Here is a 22,864-nt window from a genome sequence, read left to right as displayed (position 1 = left end):
GAGGGGCTCAGGCTACCCCTGGGCGCGCCGGCGCCGCAGGAGGAGCGCGCCGGCCATCGCGACCCCGACCAACCCCAGCGGCAACGCACTGGCCGCGGCCCGGTCGGAGGCCGACACGGGGGCGAGGGCGTCGGCCGGCGGCTCGGCGCCACGACCGTCACCGGGCACGTCGACGGCGTACACGTCGAGGCCGCGCACCAGGTCGATGCTGTAGACGAGGTTGGTGCGCTTCGAGGTCCGGCGGCCCTGGGCGTCGAAGACCGGCACCCACATGGAGTCCCAGACCTCCGAGAGGCCCCACACCGCGTGGGCGTGGGTACGGATGCGGCGGGGGTCGCTGACGTCGAGCACCTGGGTGCCGCCGCCGTAGAAGCCGGCCGCCACCAGTCCGCCGGAGCGGTAGTCGAACCAGTGCGAGGAGCAGAACGCGCCGCGCGGGAGCGGGAACGTGCCGAGGTCGGAGAGCTCGACCTTGTCCAGCGGCACGATCTTGCCGGGCTTGCCGTTGAGCTTCTTGACCCACCAGGTCTGGAAGGAGCCCGCCTGGCTGCAGTCGGTCTGCTCGTAGTCCTCCTCGGTCACCAGCAGCACGTTGCCGCGGCGCAGTGAGGGCTTGCGCCCGGGCTTGAACCGGTTCGCGTGCGGGCGGTAGGAGTTGTGGAGGATGAAGTCGTTCCAGCCCTCGTGGTCGGGGTCGACGCCCTGCCCGGCCTCACCGGTGGTGGTCAGGACACGGGGGCGACGGGGCTTGGAGACGTCCCACATGGACGCGCCGTTCCACCCGGTGTGGGTGCCGATGCCGGCGTCGTCGAAGTTCCACTTGTGCCCGCCGGTGGGCGTCTCGAAGGGCTGCACCCCGGGCGTGGAGCGGTCGGCATCGACCTCGACCGGGTTCTCCAGGTCGCGCAGGTCGAAGATCGAGAACGTCGAGCGGCCGCCCGCGGAGTAGGCGTAGCGGCAGTTGGTGTCGTCGATGCAGGCGACGGTGTGGGTGCTGGTCGTGCCGGGGGCACGCGAGAGCACGGTGGGCGCCGAGGGATCCGTCACCTCGACCACGACGAGCTCGCCGCCACCGACGTTGACGTGCTCGATGTCGTCGGGCGAGGCCTGCACGAGGTCGACCCCGATCAGCGCGAACCGACGGGTGCCGCTGCTGGTGCGCCGCTCGCCGCAGTTCATCGCCTCGTTCTCGAACATCACGCTGGGCAGCACCCCGGTCAGGGCGGGGCTCGCGGCGTCGGAGACGTCGAAGACGCGCAGGGTGTCCAGGCCGCTGGTGACGAAGAGGGGCGCCGTCGAGGTGAAGCAGCCCGAGATCCCGACCTGGGTGGGGTTCGTGGAGACCTGCGCGATGTTGTCGCTGGAGACCAGCGAGGCGGTGGTCCCCGGCTGCTGGGCCGCCCGCTCGCGCATCTGCTCGCGCACCTCGTCGCTGTCGGCGGCACCCGCAGGTGCCGCGAGCCCGATCGTGGTGAGCGCGACGGCTGCTGCAGCGAGCGCGACGGGCAGATGACGAGGACGACGGGTCATGCCGTCCCAACGACACGTGACCGCCGGGGTCACGCAGGCTCAGGCCGGCTGCATCTCCGACAGGTCCTGCATCTCCTCGCGCAGCCCGTGCTCGGCGACCTGGGCGCTCAGCCGGTCGTTCTCGGAGCACAGGCTCAGCACGAGAGCCTCCAGCTCACCGACACGGGCGCGCAGCCGCGCGTTGTCGGTCGCCAGGTGCGGGTCGAACAGGTCGCTGCTGCGGTAGCCGATCAGCGCCTTGGCCATGGGGTGGACCTTTCGGAGTGGGGGCGTGCGATGGGGGCGGGTCCGGCCATGCGGACCATCTTCAAGAGTCCCACCGGTGGCCCGGGGGGTCAATCGAGCGGTGCGGTCCCCGCCGTCATCACCCGGCGACGTCGCGGCACCGGCTGGCAGGCCGGGCAGAAGTAGGACGAACGGTTCATGAAGGGCACCCGACGGATGGCGGTCCCGCACCGGTCGCAGGGCTCGTCGGCGCGGCCGTAGGCGTGCAACGAGCGGTCGAAGTACCCCGACTCGCCGTTGACGTTGACGTAGAGCGCGTCGAAGGAGGTGCCGCCCTGCGCCAGCGCGTCGGTCATCACCTCGCGGGCGTGCCCGAGCAGGGCCAGGACCTGCGTCCGGGTCAACCGCTCCCCCGGGCGCTCGCCGTGGATGCCGGCGCGCCACAGCGCCTCGTCGGCGTAGATGTTGCCGACGCCCGAGACCAGGTTCTGGTCGAGCAGCTGGCGCTTGATGCCGGACGCGCGGCGGCGCACCCGTGCCGCGAACTCGTCCTCGTCGAAGTCGGGGTCGAGGGGATCCCGGGCGATGTGGGCGATCTCGGCCGGCAGCGCGGCGCCGCCCTCGGACAGGGAGAGGCCGCCGAACATCCGCTGGTCGACGAAGTGCAGGTTGCGGGCGTCCGCCGCGCCCTCGAGGCGCAGCCGCACCCGGAGGTGCTTCTCGGGCACGGCGTCGCCGGGCTGGACGAGCATCTGTCCGCTCATCCCGAGGTGGGCCAGCAGGGCGTCACCGTCGTCGAGCGGCAGCCAGAGGTACTTGCCCCGGCGCCGGGCCCCGGCGATGGTGCGCCCGGTGAGGGCTGCGGCGAACCCCTCGGGCCCGCGGGCGTCGCGGCGCAGCGGACGGGGGTGCAGCACGTCGACGCCGACGACGCGGGCGCCCACGACGTGGCGCTCGAGACCGGCGCGGACGACCTCGACCTCGGGGAGCTCGGGCACGCGGGGCCTAGGAGCCGCTGGGTCCGGTGCCGGACTTGCCGGCCGCGGCGTTGCCGGCGGCCGCCTCGGCGGCGGTCTCGGCCGGGTCGGTGACCCCGAGCTGGGACGCGATCTCGCCGTACGCCGTCTCCGCGGCGGCCTGCTCGGCCTCCTTCTTGGAGCGGCCGGTGCCGTTGCCGTAGAGCCGGTCCCCGACCCGGACCTGTGCGGTGAAGGTCTTCTGGTGGTCCGGACCGGTGTCGGCGATGACGTACTCCGGCACACCGAGGGCGTGCTCGGCGGAGAGCTCCTGCAGCGACGTCTTCCAGTCCAGCCCGGCGCCCATCGCGGAGGCGGCCTCGATGAGCGGGTCGAAGAGGCGGTGCACCACGGCGGAGGAGGTGTCGATGCCGCCACCGGAGAGGTGCACGGCGCCGATGACCGCCTCGACGGTGTCGGAGAGGATGGAGGCCTTGTTGCGCCCCCCGGTGCTCTCCTCGCCGCGACCGAGCTTGACGTGCTCGCCGAGCCTGATGGCGCGCCCGACCTCGGCCAGGGCGCGCGCGTTGACGACCGCGGCCCGCAGCTTCGCCAACCGACCCTCGGAGAGGTCCGGGTGGGTCCGGTACAACGCCTCGGTCACGACGAGACCGAGCACCGAGTCACCCAGGAACTCCAGGCGCTCGTTGGTCGGCAGGCCGCCGTTCTCGTAGGCGAAGGACCGGTGCGTCAGGGCGCGGTCCAGCAGCCCGGGGTCCAGGACAGGATCCCCGAGCGCTGCACGCAGCTCGGCGTAGTCGTTCAGGGCACTGAGAGTCTCAGAGGACCTGACGACGCGCCGCCTTGGCGCCGTACTGGCCGCACGACCCGCACGCGCGGTGCGGGAGGTGCTTGGCGAGGCACGCGGGGTTCGCGCAGGTCACCAGGGTCGGGGCGACGGCCTTCCAGGCCGAGCGACGGTGACGGGTGTTGCTGCGCGACATCTTCCGCTTCGGGACAGCCACTGTTTTCTCCTCGTTGCGAGGCCGGGTGATCTCCCCGGCCTGGGGTGGTCTTGCTGGGTGGTCCTGCGTGTTCGGACCGCTACTTCTCGGGCGGGTCGTCCTGGGCCAGTGCGACCAGTCCGGCCCAGCGCGGGTCGATCGGGTCGTCGTGCGCGTGCTCTGGGTCCTCGGCAAGACGTGCCCCGCACTCGGGGCACAGGCCGGGGCAGTCCTCGGTGCACAGGGGCTGGAACGGCAGTCCCAGCACCACTGCATCCCTCAGCTGTGGCTCCAGGTCGACCAGGTCGTCCTCGAGCCGGCTGACCTCGTCGTCCTCGTCGTGCGGCGTCTGGTGCTCGGCGTAGACGTACAGCTCCTGGAATCCCACCTCGAGGTCCTCGTGGAGAGGTTCCAAGCACCGTGCGCACTCGCCGACGAGCCCGGCTCGCGCCGTTCCCGTGACCAGGACTCCCTCCAGGACCGCCTCGAGACGCAGGTCAAGCTCGACCTGCGCACCCTCGGGGACACTGAGGACGTCGATACCCAGATCTGCCGGTGCCGGCACCGACAGCGTCACCTCACGCTGGGACCCGGGTTGGCGACCGAGCTCGCGGGTGTCGATCACGAGCGGCGCTCTCGGGTCCAGGCTGGTCAGGGGATCACTTCCGGGTCCGGGCACGAACAGAACAGCGGGAATCGTATCCCTCGGGTGAACAGGGGAGCAAAACGCGCGCCCCGGGTCATCCGCGCTGCTCCGCGATGCGGGCGGTGAGGCGGGAGTGCACGAAGTCGGGCACCAGCGAGGAGACGTCGCCGCCGAAGGTCGCGACCTCCTTGACCAGGCTGGAGGCCAGGAACGAGTACTCGGGGCTCGTGGGCACGAAGACGGTCTCGACGTCGGTGAGCGAGGAGTTCATCTGCGCCATCTGGAGCTCGTAGTCGAAGTCGCTGACCGCGCGCAGTCCCTTGACGATGGCGTGGATGCCGTTCGCGGAGCAGTAGTCGGTCAGCAGGCCCTTGAAGTGGTCGACGCGGACGTTGTCGAAGTCGGCGCAGGCCTCGGTCAGCATCGCGATCCGCTCCTCGGCGCTGAACATCCGGTTCTTGGAGCTGTTCACCCCGACGGCGACGACGACCTCGTCGAAGAGCGAGGCGGCTCGCGCGACGATGTCGATGTGCCCGTTGGTGACGGGGTCGAAGGACCCCGGGCAGACGGCTCGACGCATCAACGCTCCCCTGCTTCCGGTGCTGGTGGTGGTGCGGTCGGTGCTGCCACGGGTGCGTGGGCCGACCACAGGATCGTCTCACCGTACTTGCGCGAGCGGACCTCGACGAACCCGGCGGGGAACCCGGGCTCCGGGCTGCGTCGCGATCGCTCGACGACGACCAGCGCATCGGGGGCCAACCAGCCGTTGCCCGCCAGGGCCGCGAGGTCGGCGTCGAGCTCCTCCTCGCCCAGCGGGTAGGGCGGATCGCTGAACACGACGTCGTACGCCGCCGCCGCGGGACGGGCGAGCGTCGAGGCGACCGGGGCGGCGAGGACCTGGGCGCTGAGGAGGCCCAGGGTGCGGGCGTTGCTCGCGATCAGCGCTGCGGCGTCCCGGTCGGACTCGACGAGGGTGGCGGCCTCGGCACCGCGGGAGAGTGCCTCGAGCCCGATCGCGCCGGAGCCGGCGTACAGGTCGAGGAAGCGCAGGCCCGCGAAGGGGCCGAACGTCGCCTCGAGGGACGAGAACAGCGCCTCGCGGACCCGGTCGGACGTGGGACGGGTGGCGGTGCCGGGCGGGGTGGCCAGGCGGCGGCCGCCGGCGCTGCCGCCGATGATGCGGGTCATGGGGTCCGATCCTAGGAGCGGTCGACGAACTCGCCCGCCACGGACCGTTCCATCTCGTCGACGGCCGCCGCGAGCAGCGGGGCGCCGAGCAGGTCCGGGTCGTGCTCGAGCAGGTCGACGCCGACGCGACGCGCCGCGAGGATCGTCTCCTCGTCGCGCAGCACCCGCAGGGTCCGCAGGCTCGAGTAGTAGCCGGACTGGTGGGCTCCGAGCACGTCGCCCTCGCGACGCTGCTCGAGGTCCACCCGGCTGAGCTCGAAGCCGTCGGTGGTGGCCGCGACCGCCTCCAACCGGCCCCGGGCGGGGCTGCCGACCTCGGCGTGGGAGACCAGCAGGCACAGTCCCGGCAGTCCGCCCCGACCGACCCGCCCGCGCAGCTGGTGCAGCTGGGAGACGCCGAAGCGGTCGGCGTCGAGGAGCACCATCGTGGTGGCGTTCGCCACGTCCACCCCGACCTCGATCACCGTGGTGGAGACCAGCACGTCGACGTCGCCGGCGGTGAAGGCCCGCATCGTGGCGTCCTTCTGGTCCGCGGGCAGCCGCCCGTGCAGCACCGCCACCCGCAGGCCCGTCAGCGGTCCCTCGCGCAGCTCCTCGACCACCTCCTCGACGGCGGCCAGGGGCCGGTCCGGCGCGTCGTCGTCGGGTGCGTCGGCGCCGTCGCCGGCCTCCGGCTCGTCCCCGGAGATGCGCGGGCACACGACGTAGACCTGGTGCCCGCGCTCGACCTCCTCGCGCACCCGCTGCCAGACCCGGTCGATCCAGCGCGGCGCATCGGCCAGCGGCACCACGGTGGTCTGGATGGGCGCCCGCCCGGCCGGCAGCTCGGTCAGGGTGGACACCTCGAGGTCGCCGAAGACCGTCATGGCCACGGTGCGCGGGATCGGGGTGGCCGTCATCACGAGCACGTGCGGGGGCGTCCCGGCCTTGTCGGTCAGCGCGGCGCGCTGCTCGACGCCGAAGCGGTGCTGCTCGTCGACCACGACCAGCCCGAGATCGGCGAAGGAGACGGCCTCCTCGAGCAGTGCGTGGGTGCCGATGACGATGCCCGCCTCGCCGGAGGCGAGGCGCGAGAGCGGGCCGCGGCGCTGGGTGCGCCCCATCGAGCCGGTCAGCAGCTCGACGGCGGTGGCCTCGTCGGCACCGCCGAGGAGCCCGCCCGCGGCGAGGTCCCCGAGCAGGGCGGTGATCGAGCGGTGGTGCTGCTGGGCGAGCACCTCCGTGGGCGCCAGCAGGGCTGCCTGGGCGCCGGAGTCGACCACCCGGAGCATGGCGCGCAGCGCGACGAGCGTCTTGCCGGAGCCCACCTCGCCCTGCAGCAGCCGGTTCATCGGCCGGTCGCGGTCGAGGTCGTCCTCGATCTCGGCCCCCACCTCGCGCTGCCCGCCGGTCAGCTCGAAGGGCAGGCGGGCAGCGAAGGCGTCGAGCAGTCCCCCGCTGCGTCCGGTCCGCGGCCGGGCGCCCAGCGCGGCCAGCGCCCGCCGCCGCCGGGCCAGCACCAGCTGGGTCACGATCGCCTCGTCGAAGCGCAGCCGCTGCAGCGCCCGGGTCACCTGGGCGTGGTCCAGGGGGTGGTGCACCCACTGCAGGGCGGTGCCGGCGTCGACCAGCCCGGCCTCGGCACGCACCGCCTCCGGCAGCAGCTCGGGCACCTCGTCGAGCACGGTCAGCGCGAAGGTGATCGCGCGCTGGAGGTCCCAGGTGTCGACGCCCTTGGTGAGCGGGTAGATCGGGTAGAGGTCGCCGAGCGTCTCCAGGGAGAGCTGGGCGGAGTCCTCGCCCTCGGTGCCCATCAGCACCATCTGCGGGTTGGTCAGCTGCCACTCGTCGCGGAAGCGCCCGACCTTGCCCTGGAAGATGCCCCGCCGACCGGTCGGCAGGCGGCGCACGTGCCAGTCGGCCATGTGCGCCTTCTTGGCGAAGAACGACATCCGCAGGCTGGGCCCGTCGGTGCGCAGCACCGTGTCGACGCGGTACGCCGTGCGGCCGGTGCGCCGGTCGGTGTACTCGAAGCGTCGGGTCTCCCCGATCTGTCCGACCACGGTGAGCAGCTCGCCGTCCTGCAGCGAGTCGACCGTCGTCAGCTCGCCGGTCTGCACGTAGCGCCGCGGCAGGTGGTGCACGAGGTCGCCGACCGTGCGCAGCCGCAGGCCCTTGACGATCTTGTCGACCTTCGTCCGGGTGTCGCCGAGCACGCTCTCGACGGGCGAGTCCATCGAGATCACCACGACTGCACCACCTCCTGGTCGGTCACTCCACCGCGAGCAGCAGCGGGTAGCGCTCCTGCCCACCGTCGTACACCACGGCGTCGACATAGGGGTGGTGGTCGGCCAGCCAGGCGACGCAGTGCTCGGCCAGCGCGCCGTCCGCGTCGTCGGCGCCCGAGACGATCGTCACGAGCTCGCCGCCACCGGCGACCAGGCGGTCGAGCACGTCGGTCGCGACGACGGCGAGGTCGGAGCCGACGACCGCGAAGTCACCGGCGACGACGCCGAGGGCGTCGCCGGGCTCGCACGGCCCGGCCATGGTGATCGCCCGGCGCGCCGCCACGGTGACCGCACCGTGGCGGGCGTGACGGGCGGTGGCGGTCATCTCGAGGACGTCGGCGTCGAACGCGCGACCCGGCTCGTGCACGGCCAGCGCGGCCAGGCCCTGCACCTGCGCCTGGGTGGGGATCACCGCCACCCGCACCCCGGCGTCCTGGGTGGCGGTGGAGGCGGCGACCTGGGCGGAGCGCACCGAGTCGCCGTCGTTGGGCAGCACCACCACCTCCTGCGCACCGCAGCCCGTGATGGCCTCGAGCAGCTCACCGGTCGAGGGGCGTCGTCCGGGACCGCCCTCGACCACGACGGCGCCTGCGCCGCTGAACAGGGTCGACAACCCGGGCCCGGCCGCGACGACCACGACGCACCGGCCCCGGCGCGGGCGTGGCGGCTGCGCCTGCTCGGCCTGCTCGTTGACCTGGTCGTGGAAGTGGGTGACCCGGATGCGGTGCGGGCGACCGGCCTCGATGCCGGCCTCGATCGCGGCGCCGACGTCGTCGACGTGGACGTGGACGTTCCACAGGCGCTCGTCGCCCACGACCACCAGCGAGTCACCCACTGCGGCGAGCCGCTCCCGCAGCGCCGGCACGTGCTCGGCGTCGGTGTCGAGCAGGTACATCACCTCGTACGACGGACCGCCGGGGGTGAGGTCGGCGCCGGGCACGCCGTGGCCCGTCACCGGGAGGGCGTGCCTGCCCAGGCGGGGCGGCAGGGGGTCGTGGCGGCGTCCGGTCAGCGCCGTGTCGGCCGCGTCCAGGACCACGCTGAGCCCGCGACCGCCGGCATCGACGACCCCGGCGTCGGCGAGCGCCTGCAGCTGCGTGGGGGTGGCGGCGAGCGCGGTCCGAGCCGCCTCGGCGGCGCCGGTGAAGACGTCGCGGGTCCGGGCCGCGGGGTCGCTCGCGGCGCTCTCGGCCGCGTCGGCGGCGGCGCGGGCCACCGTCAGCATCGTGCCCTCGACCGGGGTGCCCACGGCGGCGTACGCCGCGTCGGTGGCCAGCCGCAGCCCGTCGGCGAGCACCTCGGCGTTGCGCTCGCCGGGGGTCGCCCGGGCCAGGCGACGGGCGATCGCGCGCATCATCTCGCTGAGGATGACCCCGGAGTTGCCGCGCGCTCCGAGCAGCGCCCCGCGGCTGAAGGCGGCGAGCGCCTCGCCGACGTGGGCGTCGGGGTCACCCCCGGTGGACTCCCGCACCGCGTCGCGGGCGGACGAGACGGTGAGGTACATGTTGGTGCCGGTGTCGCCGTCGGGCACCGGGTAGACGTTGAGGGCGTCGATCTCCTCCCGCGCCGCTCCCAGGGCGTCGACGGCGATGTCGACGAAGAGCAGCACGACGTCCAGCTTGACCCCCGGACCGGTCGCTCCCACTGCCTTCACGGGGCGACACGTTAGTGTGCACCGACCCCGGAGGCGCGGTGTGACGCGCACCAGGGGGTCCAGGACACCAGGATTTCCGACCTACCGGGGCCCTCGGATACTCTGGACCGGTTGCCCGAAGCATCGGGCCCCTCGATCTTTGCTCGAACCTCGCTCGACAAGCTCGAACACTTTACGTCCCAACCTCGATCCTTCAGGAGTTCACGGTGGCTGCCGTCTGCGACATCTGCGCCAAGAAGCCTGGCTTCGGCAACAACCGGCCGTGGTCGCGCAAGATCACGAAGCGCCGCTTCGACCCCAACATCCAGCGGGTGCGTGCCACGGTCAACGGCACCCCCAAGCGTCTCAACGTCTGCACCGGCTGCCTGAAGGCGGGCAAGGTCTCTCGCTGACCTCCCCCTCGTTCCGCCGTCGAACGGCCGTCACCCCACCGGGTGGCGGCCGTTCGTGCGTCAGAAGTGCGTCCACCCGGTGTCGCCGGTGCGGACCGCCCCGTCCACGGTGACGCCCTCGCCCTCGGCGACGCTGCCGATGACGGCCCAGCCCTCCGGCAGGTCGGCGTCGGCCGGGAAGGTCGCCAGCAGCGCGTGGTCGTCGCCCCCGGAGAGCACGAACCCCACGGGGTCGACCCCGCCCAGCGCCGCCGCGACCGCGTGCAGCGGCTCGGGCACCTCGAGGTCGGCGCTGCGCACGTCGATGCGGACCCCGGAGGCGGTGGCGAGGTGGGCGACCTCGGAGAGCAGTCCGTCGGAGACGTCGATCATCGAGGTGGCGCCGGCGTCGGCGGCGGCCGGCCCGGCGGCGTACGGCGGCTCGGGTCGGCGGTAGGCCTCCACCAGCACCCGCGGGGAGCGGAAGCCGCGGCCGAGCACGGCCAGTCCCCCGGCGGCCCAGCCCTGGCGCCCGGCCACGGCGAGGACGTCCCCGGGCCCGGCCCCTGAGCGGACGACGGGCGCGACCGTGCAGGCCCCCAGCACCGTGACCGCGACGACGACCTGGTCGCCCCGGGTCAGGTCCCCGCCCACGACGCTGGCGCCCACGAGCGCGCACTCGTCGGCGAAGCCCTGGGCGAAGTCGAGGAGCCACTGCGCCTCGAGGTCGACGGGGGCGGCGATCCCGATGGTCAGCGAGGTGGCCGTGCCGCCCATCGCGTTGATGTCGGAGATGTTCTGGGCCGCGGCACGGTGCCCGACGTCGGCGGCCGAGGCCCAGTCCCGACGGAAGTGGCGCCCCTCGACCATCAGGTCGGTGGAGACCACCACGTGACCGGTGCGCACCCGCAGCACCGCGGCGTCGTCCCCCGGCCCGATGAGGACCTGCTCGCCCTGCGGGAAGCGCTGGGTCAGCGCCGAGATGAGGGCGAACTCACCGATGTCGCCCAGGGTGGCACCGGGTTCGAGCGCGGCTGCGGGGTCCGGGTGCTGGTCGGTGGCCATGTCCCCATCCCACCAGACGGCGGGGGCGTCGAGGCACCTGCCGGGCCGGACGGTGACCAGGTGACTCGCAGCGGGTAGGTTGTCGCCGACACATCCGGGTGACGTGTCCGCGGCCCCGTGCCGTGCCGACAACCTTTGAGGAGCTCCACGATGGTCGTGCAGGCCTACATCCTGATCCAGACCGACGTCGGCAAGGCCGCAGAGGTCGCCACCGCGATCGCCCAGGTCAAGGGCGTGACCCTGGCCGAGGACGTCACCGGTCCCTACGACGTGATCGTGCGCGCCGAGGCCCGCAACGTCGACGAGCTCGGCAAGCTGGTCGTGTCGAAGGTCCAGGTCCTCGACGGCATCACCCGCACCCTGACCTGCCCCGTCGTCCACATCTGAGCATCGAGCCCATCCGGGCCTCCGCCCTGACGCTGTCGCTGGCCCTGCTCCTGGGCGGGTGCAGCGGGGCGGTCGAGGTCACCGCGCCCGTGTTGAGCGCCGACGACGCCGCCACCTGCTCGACGTTCCTCGACGACCTGCCCGACGAGCTGGCCGGTCTCGAGAGCGCCGAGGTCTCCCCCGCCGACGCGCCGGCGCGGGCGTGGGGCGACGGGCTGGTGGTGACCTGCGGCGTCGAGGAGCCCCCTGCCTTCCGTGAGCTGATCGCGCCCTCGTGTGACGAGATCGTCGGCATCGGTTGGTTCTTCCCGCCCCAGCAGCTGGGGCGCGAGGACGGTCCCGTCACCGGCACCACCATCGGCTACCGGCCCCGCGTGGAGCTCGAGGTGCCCGAGGGCTACCGCGGCGGGACCTCGTTCGCGGTCCTGTCCGCGCTGGCCGCACCCATCGAGGAGCACCTCGACCTCGTCCAGCGCTGCCGGTGAGGTGACGGGTCGTCGGAGGCGTGTGGGACGCTCGTGCCATGAGCGAGGACCTGCTTCCCGGACCTGTCGCCGTCATCGCCGGCGGTTTGAGCCACGAGCGTGACGTGTCCCTGGCCAGTGGCCGCAACCTGGTGCGCGAGCTGCGCGCCGTGGGTGTCGACGCCGAGGCCTACGACTTCGACCGCAACCTGCTGCACACGCTGGAGCAGCACAAGGTGGTCGCGGCGGTGCCGGCGCTGCACGGCCAGTTCGGTGAGGACGGCGAGATCCAGACGCTGCTGGAGCTGATCGACCTGCCCTACGTCGGCTCCCACAGCCGCGCCTGCCGGGTCGCCTACGACAAGGGGTCGGCGCGCGAGCTGCTGCGCCGCGCCGGACTGCCCGTCCCCCAGAGCGTCGGGCTCTCGGCCCAGACCTTCCGCGACATCGGTGCGCCCGCGCTGATGGAGCATGTCATGCACCGCCTCGGCGAGCGGGTCGTCGTCAAGCCGACCCGCTGCGGCAGCGCCCTGGGCGTCACCGGCGTCGACGGCCTGGCCGCGCTCCCCTCAGCCCTGGTCACCGCCTACTCCTACGGCGAGCACGCGCTGGTCGAGCGCTTCCACGACGGCACCGACGTCAGCGTCGTGTGCGTCGAGACCGACGAGGGTGTGCAGGCGCTCACGCCGGTGGCGGTGGAGTACGAGAAGGGTCACCAGTTCGACTTCGCGGCGCGCTACACCGCCGAGTTCGTCTCGTTCTCGCGCCCCGAGCTGCCCGAGGAGCTCATCGAGGAGCTCGGGCGCACCGCGGTCGAGGCGCACCGGGTGCTCGGGCTGCGCGACGTGTCGCGCTCGGACTTCATCGTCTCCCCTGACGGCAGCTACGTCGTGCTCGAGGTCGCGATCACCCCGGGCACCACCGAGACCTCGGTGATGCCCTACGCCTGCACCCTGTCGGGCACCAGCCTGGGCCAGGTCACGCTGGACTCCGTCCGGCGCGTGCTGCGCGGCTGAGCACCGCAGCGCCGGGGCGACTCAGCGCAAGCCGAGGGGGCGCTCCAGCGCGAGCTGGATGAGCTCGTCGACCAGCTCGGTGTAGGACAGGCCCGAGGCCTCCCACATCTTCGAGTACATGGAGATCGGGGTGAACCCGGGCATCGTGTTGATCTCGTTGACGACCACCTCGCCGTCCCGGGCGACGAAGACGTCGACCCGCGAGAGCCCCTCGCCGCCGATCGCCTCGAAGGCCTGGACCGCGACCTCGCGCACCCGCTCCGCGACGTCGTCGGGCAGGTCGGCCGGCGCCTCGGTGCGCGCCTGGGAGTCGGAGAGGTACTTGGCCTCGAAGTCGTAGAACGACGCCGCGCCGTGGTCGACGACGATCTCGCCCGGCACCGAGGCGCGCGGCGGACCGCCCTGGCGACCGCCCAGGACGGCGCACTCGATCTCGCGGCCTTGGAGTCCCTGCTCGACGAGGACCTTCGGGTCGTGGAAGCGGGCCTCCTCGATGGCGTCGGCGAGCCCGGTCACGTCATCGACCCGGGTGACCCCGAGCGACGAGCCGGCCCGGGCCGGCTTCACGAAGACCGGGAAGTCCAGCTCGGCCTGGATGCGGTCGACGACCTCGGACTGGCGCCGCTCCCAGTCGCCGGGTCGCACGACGACGTACGGCCCCACGGCCAGGCCGTGGCCCGCGAAGACCAGCTTCATGTAGTGCTTGTCCATCCCGACCGCGGAGGCCAGGACGCCGGCACCGACGTAGCGGACCCCGGCGAGCTCGAGGAGGCCCTGGATGGTGCCGTCCTCGCCGTAGGGCCCGTGCAGGAGGGGGAAGACGACGTCCACGGGGCCGGCCTCGCTGAGGCTGGCGATCTCCCGGCCGGAGTCGGCGGTGACCTCGGGCAGGTTGCCGGCGCTGAGCTGCCAGCGGGACGCGTCACCGCTGGCCAGGACCCACCGGCCCTCGCGCGTGATGCCGACCGGCAGCACGTCGTAGACGTCGGTGTCGATCGCCTTCATCACGCCACCGGCGGTGGCGGCGGAGATGGCGTGCTCGCCCGACCGGCCGCCGAAGACGAGGGCCACCCGGATCTTGCGGGGAGGGGTCTCGGTCATGGTCCGCGACCCTACTGAAGCGCCGCAGCGACCTCGTCCAGGCGCGCCCCGCGCGAGGCCTTGAAGAGAACTGCGTCACCGTCGCCGATGTGCTCCTGGACCCAGGCGACGGCCTCCACGTTGTCGGCCACGGCGACGGCCCGCTCCCCCGCGCCGTCCCGGATGCCGTGCGCGGCGTCTCCGACGACGACGACCAGGTCGACTCCCAGCGCGGCCGCGTAGGAGCCGACGCCCTCGTGCTCCTCGTGGCCGGAGTCCCCCAGCTCGCGCATCTCGCCCAGCACGGCGACGGTGCGGCGCACGCCGGGGTCGGCGCCGATGGAGGCGAGCGCGTCGAGCGCGGCCCGCATCGACTCGGGGTTGGCGTTGTAGGAGTCGTTGAGCACGATGACCCCGCGGTCCAGCTCCCGCAGCTCCATGCGCCACTGCGAGAGCGTGGTGACCTCGTCCAGCGCCTGGGCGACCTGGGCCGGGTCGAGGCCCGCGGCCAGGGCGGCGGCGCACGCAGCGGCCGCGTTGAGCGCCTGGTGCGAGCCGACGACCTGCAACGCCACCGGCACCGAGCCCTGGGGGGTCGCCAGCACGAAGGACGGCCGTCCCAGACGGTCCAGGGTCAGGTCCTCGACGCGCACGTCGGCCCCCGCACCGTCCCCGAAGGTGACGACGGATCCGTCGGTGAGCCGCGCCATCGCTGCGACCCGTTCGTCGCCGTGGTTGAGCACGGCGGTCCCGGTCGCGGTCAGGGCCTGCACCAGCTCGCCCTTCGCCTCGGCGATGGCGTCCTGCGACCCGAACTCACCCAGGTGCGCCTGGCCGACGTTGAGGACCACGGAGATGTCTGGCCGGACCAGGTCGGTCAGCTCGGCGATGTGCCCCCGCCCGCGGGCGCCGAGCTCCAGCACCAGGAAGCGGGTGTCGGCCTCGGTGCGCAGCGCCGTCAGCGGCATCCCCAGCTCGTTGTTGAAGGAGCCCCGCGTGGCCACGGTCGGCGCGGCGTGCTCGAGCACGGCGCCGAGGAGGTCCTTGGTCGAGGTCTTGCCCTGGGAGCCGGTGATCGCGAGGACGGTGAGGCGGCCGGCGCGGCGCACCTCGGCGACGACGTGCGCGGCCAGTCGCTGCAGCGCCTGCTGCGGGTCGGCCACGACCACGGTCGGGAGGGTGGTCGGGCGGCTGCCGAGCACCGCGACAGCGCCCGCCTCGGCGGCCTGAGGGACGTGCTCGTGCCCGTCGGTGCGCTCGCCGACGAAGGCGACGAACAGGCCGCCGGGCCGGGCCTCGCGGCTGTCGATGACGACCGGGCCGGTGACGGTGACGGGCTCGCTGGCGACAGGGGGGTCGGCGACGACCTCGCCGCCGACCACCTCGGCGATCCGGGCGAGCGTCAGGGCGATCACCGTGCTGCTCCGGGGGCCACTCCGGGTGCGGTCCCGGGCATCGAGGTCATGGCCCGTCACCTTAGTGTGTGGGCATGGCCGACGACTCCCTGCCCGCTGCACTCCGCCCGTCCACCGTCGCGGTGACGGCGGGCCGTCCGCCCCACGAGCCCGACCAGCCGTTGAACCACCCGTTGACGATGGCCTCGACCTTCGTGGCGCTCGGCGATCGCGAGTACGGCCGCTACGGCAACCCGACCTGGCAGGCGTTCGAGGAGGCCCTGGGTGAGCTCGAGGGCGGCACCGCGCTGGCCTTCTCCTCGGGCCTGGCCGCGGTCGCGACGGTGCTCGACCTGGTCGGCCACGGCGCGCTCGTCGTGGCCCCGGACAGCGCCTACAACGGCACCCTGGGCCAGCTGGCCGACCTCGAGATGCGCGGCCGGGTGCGCAGCCTGCTCGTCGACGTCGCGGACACCGACGCCGTCGTGGCCGCCTGCGACGACGCGGCCCTGGTGTGGATCGAGACGCCCACCAACCCGAACCTCGACGTGGCCGACGTACGCCGCATCGCCGAGGCTGCGCACGCGGCCGGCGCCTACGTGGTCGTCGACAACACCTTCGCCACTCCCCTGGTGCAGACCCCGCTGGCCGACGGCGCCGACATCGTCGTGCACTCGGCCACGAAGTACCTCGGTGGGCACAGCGACCTCCTGCTCGGTGCGCTGGTGACCAACGACGAGACCCTCGCCGGTGTCCTCAAGGGTCGGCGCGACCTCTTCGGCTCGGTGCCCGGGACCATGGAGGCATGGCTCGCGCTGCGGGGCATGCGCACCCTGCACCTGCGCGTCGAGCGCGCCACCGCCAACGCCGCCGAGCTGGTGAGCCGGCTGCGCGAGCACCCGGCGGTCGAGCTCGTGCGCTACCCCGGCTTCGGGGCGATCGTCTCGGTCGAGCTCGCCGGTGGCGCGCTGGCCGCCGACCTGCTCACCCGCAAGACCCGCCTGTGGGTGCACACCACGAGCCTCGGCGGCGTCGAGTCCACCTTCGAGCGGCGTCGCCGGTGGAAGACCGAGTCCGCCACCGTCTCCGACGCGCTGGTGCGGCTCTCGGTCGGCGTCGAGGACGTCGAGGACCTCTGGGCCGACCTCGCCGGCGCCCTGGACGACCTGACGGTGCCCGGCGCCAGCTGACCTGAGCGGGGTCCGCGTCTCAGACGTTCGTCGCAGCGGACACGTCGACACAGAGGGCTCCCTGGTCGCCGTCCCGGTCGGTCGCGCCGTAGCCGGAAGGACCGAAGACCCCTCGAGGGGGAGCCGCCAGGCGGGGGCCCGTCGACGCCAAGGCCGTTCGGTCCTTCCGACTACGAAGCCCTCGCACCATCCGCTCGTGCTTGTTATGCACGTGATCCAGCAGGACATTTCGACCAGCCGTTGTGGCTGCCTGTCGACGGAGCTGGAGGCCCCGAGATGTCGCTGCTCGATCCGTGTCTGATCCGTTCTCGAGGGCCGTCGGGGCAGGTGGTGGCCCGGCTCGGGGTGCCGCTGGTCGATGACTACCTGGAGTTCCTGGAGGGGCGGTGTAGACCGAACACGGTGCTGGCTGCGGCCTATGACCTGCGGGTGTTCTTCGCGGTGGTGGCCAAGCCGGCCCACGAGGTCCGTGCCTGCGACGTGCTCGGTTTCATCACCGCTCAGCGCACCGGTCGCACCAGCACCGAGGCGCTGCAGCCGGTCGGTGAGGACGACGGCACGGTGGGGGTGTCGATGAGCACGGTGGCGCGGAGGTTGTCGATCATCTCGGGGTTCTTCGCCTATCTGCAGGCTCGTGGTGACATCACCGCGAACCCGGTACCGCGCGGTCTGCCCACGCGGAGGGAACGCTCGCGTCCGGGGCAGGGGGTGCCGCTGACCCGGCGCACGCGTCGGTTGCCGCGCATCCTGACTCCCCTCGAGGTTGACCAGCTCACCGCCGCGCTGCGCACGCACCGCGACCGGGCGATGGTCGCGGCGATGGTGTTCGGTGGGCTGCGGCGCTGCGAGGTCCTGGGGCTGCGGCTGGAGGACCTGCGGGTCGCGGAACGGCGGGTGTTCATCGCCGACGGCAAGGGCGGCCACCAGCGGCTGGTGCCGGTCTCATCGCGCTTCTTCGCCACCCTCGCGGCCTACCTGGACACCGAACGCCCAGCCGATGCGGACACCGACCGGGTCTTCGTGGTCCTCAAGGGGCCCACCCGCGGTCGCGCGTTGTCGGTACGCGGGCTGGACGAGGTCCTCGCCGGCGCCAAGCGGCGGGCAGGGTTGGCGCACGCGACCTGCCACGAGCTGCGCCACACCTGCCTGACCCGGCTCCGCGAGGCCGGGATGGCACTGGAGGCGGTCCAGGCCCAGGCCGGACACGCCTCGATCGAGTCCACCCGGATCTACCTGCACCTGGCCGATGACTGGCTCGCGGCGCAGTACCGCAAGGCCGCTGAGGTCCTCGACGCCCAGCTCTACGCCGGGCACCAGGACCCCACCGGTGGGAGCACCCGGTGAGCGGGCCGCTGCTGCTGCCGACCTGGGAGGAGCTGGGCGTGCGCCCGCAGGTGGTGGCCACGATGCGGCGCTACCTGGAGCAGCTCGGATGCGTGCTGCGCCCAGGCAGCGTCGCTGGCGCCGACCTGGCGCTGCGCTCGTTCGCTGCGTACTTGGTCGAGGCCGCCCCGGAGGTCACCAGCATCGCCCAGGTCACCCGGCGCCACGTCGAGGACTACAAGCCCTGGCTGGCGGCCCGTCCGGGCCAGAACAAGGACCGGGTCACCATCGCGACCCTGGCACACCGGCTCGGCACACTGCGGATGTTCTTCGTCCGCATCGATGAGTGGGGCTGGGACCAGGCACCACCACGGGTGCCGATGTTCCCCGGCGACCTGCCCCGCCAGGACCATCCGTTGCCCAAGGCGCTCGACGATGCCGCGGCCGCGAAGCTGCTCCGCGCCGCCCAGGCCGAGCCCCGGCTGCTGGTCCGCGTCACCATCGAGGTGCTCCTGCGCACCGGGCTGCGGGTCAGCGAGTTCACCGCGCTGTCTGCCGACGCGGTGGTCCAGATCGGCGCCGCACCCTGGCTGCACGTCCCGGTCGGCAAGCTGCGCGAGGACCGCTACCTGCCGCTGCACCCACACCTGGTGGTTCTCATCGAGCAGTACCGCACCGCTCACGTGCCCGCCGAACACCCGCTGCTGCTGCCCCGGGAGAACGGGCGAGCGTTGGACCGCCACACCGTCACCAGGTTCATCAACAAGGCCGGCACCGCAGCCGGATTGGCGCACATCCACCCCCACCAGCTGCGACACACCCTGGCCACCCAGGCCATCAACCGCGGCATGTCGCTGGAGGCGATCGCAGCGATGCTCGGCCACCGCAGCATGGACATGACGCTGCGCTACGCCAAGATCGCCAACCGCACCGTGGCCGATGAGTACTTCGCCGTCACCGACCAGGTCGACGCCCTCTACGCCAAGACCGAACCGCTGCCCGCCGACGCCATCGGACCCAAAATGGCCCGGCTGCGCCGCGAGCACCACCGACTCCTCGGCAACGGCCACTGCACCCGCCCCGCCGAGCTGGACTGCGCCTTCGAGTCGATCTGCGAGAACTGCAGCTTCTTCCAGACCAGCATCGAGTTCCGACCCACACTCCAGGCCCAGCACGACGACGCCGAGAAGAAGGGCCAACACCACCGCGCCGACCTCTTCGGCCAGCTCCTCACCGGCCTCACGGAAGGCGAAGCATCATGAGCGACCGCCCCGATCCTGTGCATAATGCCGAAGAGCGGGCACCGCTTCGCTACTGACCTTCGGGGCTCCGAGACCGGCGAGCTCGATCATCATGTCGGTGCCGGGCAGCACGGCCGCCTGACGGTCGTCGAAAGTGGAGTGCATGACGGCCCACGCCACGGTGGCCTCGTACAGGTCGACCGCGGCCCGGTCGCGGGCTGCGCGTGAGGAGCGGGCGTGGGCGAGGACCGCGCCGGCGGTGTCGCAGTGCCCCAGCTCAGGGGTGGTGGATCTGTGGACAGCCCGTTGAGTACGCCGACTCACGCGCACACCGACGCCGACAGGCCAGGCTGCAGCCATGACACGCACCGCTGTGCTCGTGGGCCTCGCCGCCCTCTCCTTGCCGTTGCTCGCCGCCTGCGCGGGGCCGAGCCACCAGAGCGACGCCGAGGCCCTGCGCGACCAGCTGGCGGCACTGCCCGGGGTCTCGAAGGCGACCCTCGACTACACGGAGCCGGTGACCCTCGACTCCGGCAAGCTGCAGCTGCAGGTCGCGATGTCGAAGGATGCCGACGCCGACCAGGTCACCGAGGTCGTCGCCACGACCTACGCCGCCTTCGCCGACACCCACCGCGCCGAGGAGGGCGACCTGGACGTCCGGGTCGGTGGTGACGTCCTGCACCTGCGCAGCTTCGAGCCGGAGGCGGACGTCACTGCGGTCCAGGAGGCCGCCGTGCAGGCCGTCGCCGTGCTGCCCGGCGGGAAGGTCCGCGCGGACATCAACACCCAGGACGTCTCGAAGGAGCCACACGTGTTCACCACCTTCAGCGTGGCGGTCGAGGAGCCGGGCCGCGAGAGCGTGCTGGAGAAGCTCGCGACGCTCGAGACGGAGCACGCCGACATCCCGGACGCCGGCTGGCGCGTGCAGAGCGGCGGCCGGTCCGGATGGCTGGTCAGTGCTGACGAGGCGTTCCCCGGCACCGAGGTGCTCGCCCTCTTCGACGAGCTCGGCGACGGCCTCCCCGACGGCGCCACGGTCCGCCTGTACGACGACTTCGCGGAGGTGCGGCTGCCCGCCGACACGTCACCCGAGGAGGCCTCAGCCGTCGTGGGCCGGCACCTCCGGTCGCTCGGTGGGGTCCAGGACGCGTGGTACGACGTGCAGAGCGGTCGGACGCTGCTCGCGTCGATCAGCGACGGTGACTGCTTCTTCGACACCGGCGCGATCGGCAAGCGGTTGGAGCAGGACCACGGCGCCGGGTGCGCAGAGGTGACGCACCCCTGACGCTGCGCGCTCAGTCAGTCTCAGCCTTCGTGTCCCGCGCCAGGACGGCGTCCATCATGTCCTGGGCGGTCATGGTGCCGGCGACGACCTCGTCGACGTACCGCGCGACCGGGGCGTCGCAGCCGTACTGCTCGGCGAGCGCCCGCAGCGACGAGCACGACTTCGCACCCTCCGCGACCTGGCGGGTGCTGGCGTAGATCTCCTCGGTGGTCATGCCCTGACCCAGCTTCTCGCCGAACGAGCGGTTGCGCGAGAGCGGCGAGGAGCAGGTGGCCACGAGGTCGCCGAGGCCGGCCAGGCCCATCAGGGTCAGCGGGTTGGCGCCCAGCTTCATCGCGAGCCGGGCGGTCTCGGCGAGGCCGCGGGTGATGATCGAGGCGGTGGTGTTGTCACCGAAGCCCAGGCCGACCGCCATGCCGACCGCGAGGCCGACGACGTTCTTGTAGGCGCCACCGAGCTCGCAGCCCAGCACGTCGACCGAGGTGTAGGGCCGGAACGCCGGCGAGTGGCAGCGCTGCTGGAGGCGCTTGGCGACCTCCTCGTCGGCGCAGGCCACCACGGAGGCCGCAGGCTCGCGGCGCGCGATCTCCTTGGCGAGGTTGGGTCCACTGATGACGGCGATGCGCTCCGGACCGGCGCCGGTGACCTGGTGGATCACCTCGCTCATCCGGTTCAGGCTGCCGAGCTCGACGCCCTTCATCAGCGAGACGATGACCGCGTCGTCCTCGATGTGGGGCGCCCACTCGGTGAGGTTCTCGCGCAGCGTCTGCGACGGCGTGGCCAGCACGACCACGTCGGCGCCGTGCAGCGCCTTCTCGGCGTCGGTGGTCGCGTCGACGTTCGGCGGCAGCTCGATGCCGGGCAGGTAGTCGACGTTCTCGTGCCGGGCGTTGATGGCGTCGGCGACCTCGGGACGCCGCGCCCACAGGGTGACGTCGTTGCCGGCGTCGGCCAGCACGATCGAGAAGGCGGTCCCCCAGGAACCTGCACTGAAGACGGCCACCTTGCCGTGCGGTGCGGAGGTCATGCGGAGTCCTTCCGGTCGTGGTCGTGCATGCGGCGCATGTCGAAGCGTTCAGCGGGAGCCTGCTCGCCGCGGATCTGCTCGACGAGCCCGGTGATCCGGGCCATGATCCGGTCCGTCGCCGCCGAGACGGCCGCGGGGGACGTCGGCGCCCCCGGGTCGGTGACGAGGTCCGACAGGTCGACCGGCTCGCCGACCAGCATCGAGATCCGCTTGCGCGGGGGCAGGAGGTGCGGCCGCTTGGCGTACGGCGCCAGCAGGTGCTGGGCGCCCCACTGGCCGACCGGGACCACCGGGCAACCGGTCGCGAGCGCGATCCGGGCCGCGCCGGACTTGCCGCGCATCGGCCACAGCCCGGGGTCGCGGGTGATGGTGCCCTCGGGGTAGACCACGACGCACTCGCCGCGGCGCACGGCCGCGACCGCGGCGGCGTACGCCCCGGCGGCCGTGCTGCTCGCGCGGTGCACCGGGATCTGACCGAGCGCGTGGAGGAAGCGGCGCAGCAGCGGGTGCTTGAAGAGGTCCGCCTTGGCGAGGTAGCGCGGGAGCCGCCCGTGGCCGTGGACCAGGTGAGCCGCCGTGAAGGGGTCGACGTGCGAGATGTGGTTGAGCACGAGCACGAAGCCGCCTGAGGCGGGGATGTGCTCGCCGCCGCGCCAGTCCGGACGGGTCGTGGCCAGCAGCGGCGGTTTCACGATCGCCACCGCGATCCGCCACGCCCAACCGCGGGGTTCCTGCACCTCGCGAACGCTCACACGACTCCCTCGTCTCCCGTGTCGGAGCGGGCCGCCCGCGACGTCGATCTGCAGGCTACTAGCAGCCGTCCTCCACCGCGGGCAGCGACGCCTGAGAGGATGCACCGCGATGAGCACGCCGCCCCCTCCCCCGACGACGAGCAGCCCCCGGTCCCGCACCCGGCCGGGGAGTGGGTCGTGCTGGTGCCCGTGAAGCCGCCCGCCCGCGGCAAGTCGCGGTTGCTGGGCCTCGACGACGACGCACGGCGCGAGCTGGCCGCTGCCTTCGCGCTCGACACGGTCGCAGCCTGCCTCGCGGCGCCGGGCGTGGCGCGGGTGCTGGTGGTGACCGACGACGCGGGCTTCGCCGCCTCGCTGGGCGCCCTGGGTGCCAGCTGCCTGCCCGACGGCGCGTCGGGGGACCTCAACGCCACGCTGCGCCAGAGCGCCGCCGAGGCGCGACGACGCTGGCCCGACCTGCGCCCGGTCGCCCTGTGCGCGGACCTGCCGTCCCTGCGGGCCGCCGACCTCGCGACCGCACTGGCGAGGATCGGCGCGCCCGGCGCACCCGCCGCGGCCTTCGTCCCCGACGCCGCCGGCGTGGGCACCACCCTCTACGCCGCACCGCACGCGTCGTTCGAGCCGAGGTACGGCGGCCCGTCGCGCCACGCCCACCTCGACGCCGGCTGCGCGGAGCTCGCGGACGCGCCGCTCACCCTGCGCCACGACGTCGACGACCTGGTCGACCTGCAGGCGGCCGTCGCCCTCGGGCTGGGGCCGCGCACGACCGAGGTCGTGGCGGCCCTCCGCCTGTTCTGAG

At 72.9% G+C, this 22,864-nt stretch carries 24 protein-coding genes; 9 read left to right on the top strand and 15 right to left on the bottom strand.

Annotated elements, in window-relative coordinates:
• Positions 1-12: 12 nt before the first annotated feature.
• From I601_RS12430 to I601_RS12385, 10 genes are all read right to left on the bottom strand, one after another.
• Positions 13-1,530 (bottom strand): LVIVD repeat-containing protein, encoded by a 1,518-nt coding sequence (locus tag I601_RS12430; RefSeq protein ID WP_068110143.1) that lies wholly within the window; start codon positions 1,528-1,530, stop codon positions 13-15.
• A 39-nt stretch (positions 1,531-1,569) separates the two neighbouring features.
• Positions 1,570-1,776: a hypothetical protein gene (locus I601_RS12425; protein WP_068110140.1), complete on the bottom strand. Its 207-nt coding sequence runs from the start codon at positions 1,774-1,776 to the stop codon at positions 1,570-1,572.
• 89 nt (positions 1,777-1,865) lie between these two features.
• Positions 1,866-2,753: a bifunctional DNA-formamidopyrimidine glycosylase/DNA-(apurinic or apyrimidinic site) lyase gene (gene mutM / locus I601_RS12420; RefSeq protein WP_068110137.1), complete on the bottom strand. Its 888-nt coding sequence runs from the start codon at positions 2,751-2,753 to the stop codon at positions 1,866-1,868.
• Between the two features lie 7 nt (positions 2,754-2,760).
• Positions 2,761-3,477, bottom strand: a complete 717-nt coding sequence (gene rnc / locus I601_RS12415) for a ribonuclease III (protein WP_472459325.1) — start codon at positions 3,475-3,477, stop codon at positions 2,761-2,763.
• A gap of 73 nt (positions 3,478-3,550) precedes the next feature.
• Entirely contained in the window at positions 3,551-3,736 is a 186-nt protein-coding gene (gene rpmF, locus I601_RS12410; RefSeq protein WP_068110130.1) for a 50S ribosomal protein L32, read from the bottom strand.
• 79 nt (positions 3,737-3,815) lie between these two features.
• A complete protein-coding gene (locus I601_RS12405) occupies positions 3,816-4,280 on the bottom strand; it encodes a YceD family protein (RefSeq protein ID WP_335582190.1) in 465 nt (154 codons plus the stop codon).
• Between the two features lie 175 nt (positions 4,281-4,455).
• Positions 4,456-4,941 carry a pantetheine-phosphate adenylyltransferase gene (gene coaD / locus I601_RS12400; RefSeq protein ID WP_068110127.1) on the bottom strand — a complete coding sequence of 162 codons (486 nt, stop codon included), beginning with the start codon at positions 4,939-4,941 and terminating at the stop codon, positions 4,456-4,458.
• Positions 4,941-5,549 (bottom strand): 16S rRNA (guanine(966)-N(2))-methyltransferase RsmD, encoded by a 609-nt coding sequence (gene rsmD / locus I601_RS12395; RefSeq protein WP_068110122.1) that lies wholly within the window; start codon positions 5,547-5,549, stop codon positions 4,941-4,943. The genes coaD and rsmD overlap by 1 nt, the downstream gene beginning before the upstream one ends.
• Before the next feature lie 11 nt (positions 5,550-5,560).
• Entirely contained in the window at positions 5,561-7,765 is a 2,205-nt protein-coding gene (locus I601_RS12390; protein WP_068114833.1) for an ATP-dependent DNA helicase RecG, read from the bottom strand.
• Between the two features lie 34 nt (positions 7,766-7,799).
• Entirely contained in the window at positions 7,800-9,470 is a 1,671-nt protein-coding gene (locus I601_RS12385; RefSeq protein WP_335582164.1) for a DAK2 domain-containing protein, read from the bottom strand.
• 206 nt (positions 9,471-9,676) lie between these two features.
• On the opposite strand from I601_RS12385, the gene rpmB reads away from it, so the two are divergent.
• Positions 9,677-9,862 carry a 50S ribosomal protein L28 gene (gene rpmB / locus I601_RS12380; protein WP_028645381.1) on the top strand — a complete coding sequence of 62 codons (186 nt, stop codon included), beginning with the start codon at positions 9,677-9,679 and terminating at the stop codon, positions 9,860-9,862.
• Between the two features lie 60 nt (positions 9,863-9,922).
• Here the strand turns inward: rpmB and I601_RS12375 are convergent, their stop codons facing one another.
• Positions 9,923-10,906, bottom strand: a complete 984-nt coding sequence (locus tag I601_RS12375) for a thiamine-phosphate kinase (RefSeq protein ID WP_068110119.1) — start codon at positions 10,904-10,906, stop codon at positions 9,923-9,925.
• Positions 10,907-11,056: 150 nt separating this feature from the next.
• On the opposite strand from I601_RS12375, the gene I601_RS12370 reads away from it, so the two are divergent.
• From I601_RS12370 to I601_RS12360, 3 genes are all read left to right on the top strand, one after another.
• Positions 11,057-11,293 carry an Lrp/AsnC family transcriptional regulator gene (locus I601_RS12370; protein WP_068110114.1) on the top strand — a complete coding sequence of 79 codons (237 nt, stop codon included), beginning with the start codon at positions 11,057-11,059 and terminating at the stop codon, positions 11,291-11,293.
• A gap of 92 nt (positions 11,294-11,385) precedes the next feature.
• Positions 11,386-11,778, top strand: a complete 393-nt coding sequence (locus tag I601_RS12365; RefSeq protein WP_169834702.1) for a DUF3515 family protein — start codon at positions 11,386-11,388, stop codon at positions 11,776-11,778.
• A 38-nt stretch (positions 11,779-11,816) separates the two neighbouring features.
• Positions 11,817-12,773, top strand: coding sequence for a D-alanine--D-alanine ligase family protein (locus tag I601_RS12360; RefSeq protein ID WP_068110106.1), 957 nt, complete (start codon positions 11,817-11,819; stop codon positions 12,771-12,773).
• 21 nt (positions 12,774-12,794) lie between these two features.
• Here I601_RS12360 and I601_RS12355 read toward each other — a convergent pair whose 3' ends face one another.
• Positions 12,795-13,874, bottom strand: coding sequence for a D-alanine--D-alanine ligase family protein (locus tag I601_RS12355; RefSeq protein WP_068110103.1), 1,080 nt, complete (start codon positions 13,872-13,874; stop codon positions 12,795-12,797).
• 11 nt (positions 13,875-13,885) lie between these two features.
• On the bottom strand, positions 13,886-15,268 hold the full coding sequence (locus I601_RS12350; protein WP_068110100.1) for a UDP-N-acetylmuramoyl-tripeptide--D-alanyl-D-alanine ligase: 1,383 nt from the start codon (positions 15,266-15,268) through the stop codon (positions 13,886-13,888).
• A 74-nt stretch (positions 15,269-15,342) separates the two neighbouring features.
• Here I601_RS12350 and I601_RS12345 point away from each other — a divergent pair, with 74 nt between their 5' ends.
• The 4 genes from I601_RS12345 (at position 15,343) to I601_RS12325 (ending at position 20,286) form a co-directional block, all read left to right on the top strand.
• Positions 15,343-16,437, top strand: coding sequence for a trans-sulfuration enzyme family protein (locus tag I601_RS12345; RefSeq protein WP_068110097.1), 1,095 nt, complete (start codon positions 15,343-15,345; stop codon positions 16,435-16,437).
• 330 nt (positions 16,438-16,767) lie between these two features.
• On the top strand, positions 16,768-17,781 hold the full coding sequence (locus I601_RS12340) for a tyrosine-type recombinase/integrase (RefSeq protein WP_218917660.1): 1,014 nt from the start codon (positions 16,768-16,770) through the stop codon (positions 17,779-17,781).
• The gene (locus I601_RS12335; protein WP_068107201.1) at positions 17,778-19,022 is read left to right on the top strand and encodes a tyrosine-type recombinase/integrase; all 1,245 of its coding nucleotides are present in this window, start codon (positions 17,778-17,780) and stop codon (positions 19,020-19,022) included. The genes I601_RS12340 and I601_RS12335 overlap by 4 nt, the downstream gene beginning before the upstream one ends.
• A 337-nt stretch (positions 19,023-19,359) precedes the next feature.
• Positions 19,360-20,286, top strand: a complete 927-nt coding sequence (locus I601_RS12325) for a hypothetical protein (RefSeq protein WP_157520125.1) — start codon at positions 19,360-19,362, stop codon at positions 20,284-20,286.
• Between the two features lie 10 nt (positions 20,287-20,296).
• On the opposite strand, the gene I601_RS12320 is transcribed toward I601_RS12325, so the two are convergent.
• On the bottom strand, positions 20,297-21,313 hold the full coding sequence (locus tag I601_RS12320; protein ID WP_068110089.1) for an NAD(P)H-dependent glycerol-3-phosphate dehydrogenase: 1,017 nt from the start codon (positions 21,311-21,313) through the stop codon (positions 20,297-20,299).
• Positions 21,310-22,065, bottom strand: a complete 756-nt coding sequence (locus I601_RS12315) for a lysophospholipid acyltransferase family protein (protein WP_068110087.1) — start codon at positions 22,063-22,065, stop codon at positions 21,310-21,312. Before I601_RS12315 ends, I601_RS12320 begins: the two co-directional genes overlap by 4 nt.
• A 99-nt stretch (positions 22,066-22,164) precedes the next feature.
• Between I601_RS12315 and cofC the strand changes: the two genes are divergently transcribed.
• On the top strand, positions 22,165-22,863 hold the full coding sequence (gene cofC / locus I601_RS12310) for a 2-phospho-L-lactate guanylyltransferase (protein ID WP_068110084.1): 699 nt from the start codon (positions 22,165-22,167) through the stop codon (positions 22,861-22,863).
• Position 22,864 lies beyond the last annotated feature (1 nt).

The organism is Nocardioides dokdonensis FR1436, from assembly GCF_001653335.1.
In the GTDB taxonomy this organism is placed as follows: Bacteria; Actinomycetota; Actinomycetes; order Propionibacteriales; family Nocardioidaceae; genus Nocardioides; species Nocardioides dokdonensis.
This window is presented reverse-complemented; position numbering and strand designations above follow the sequence as displayed.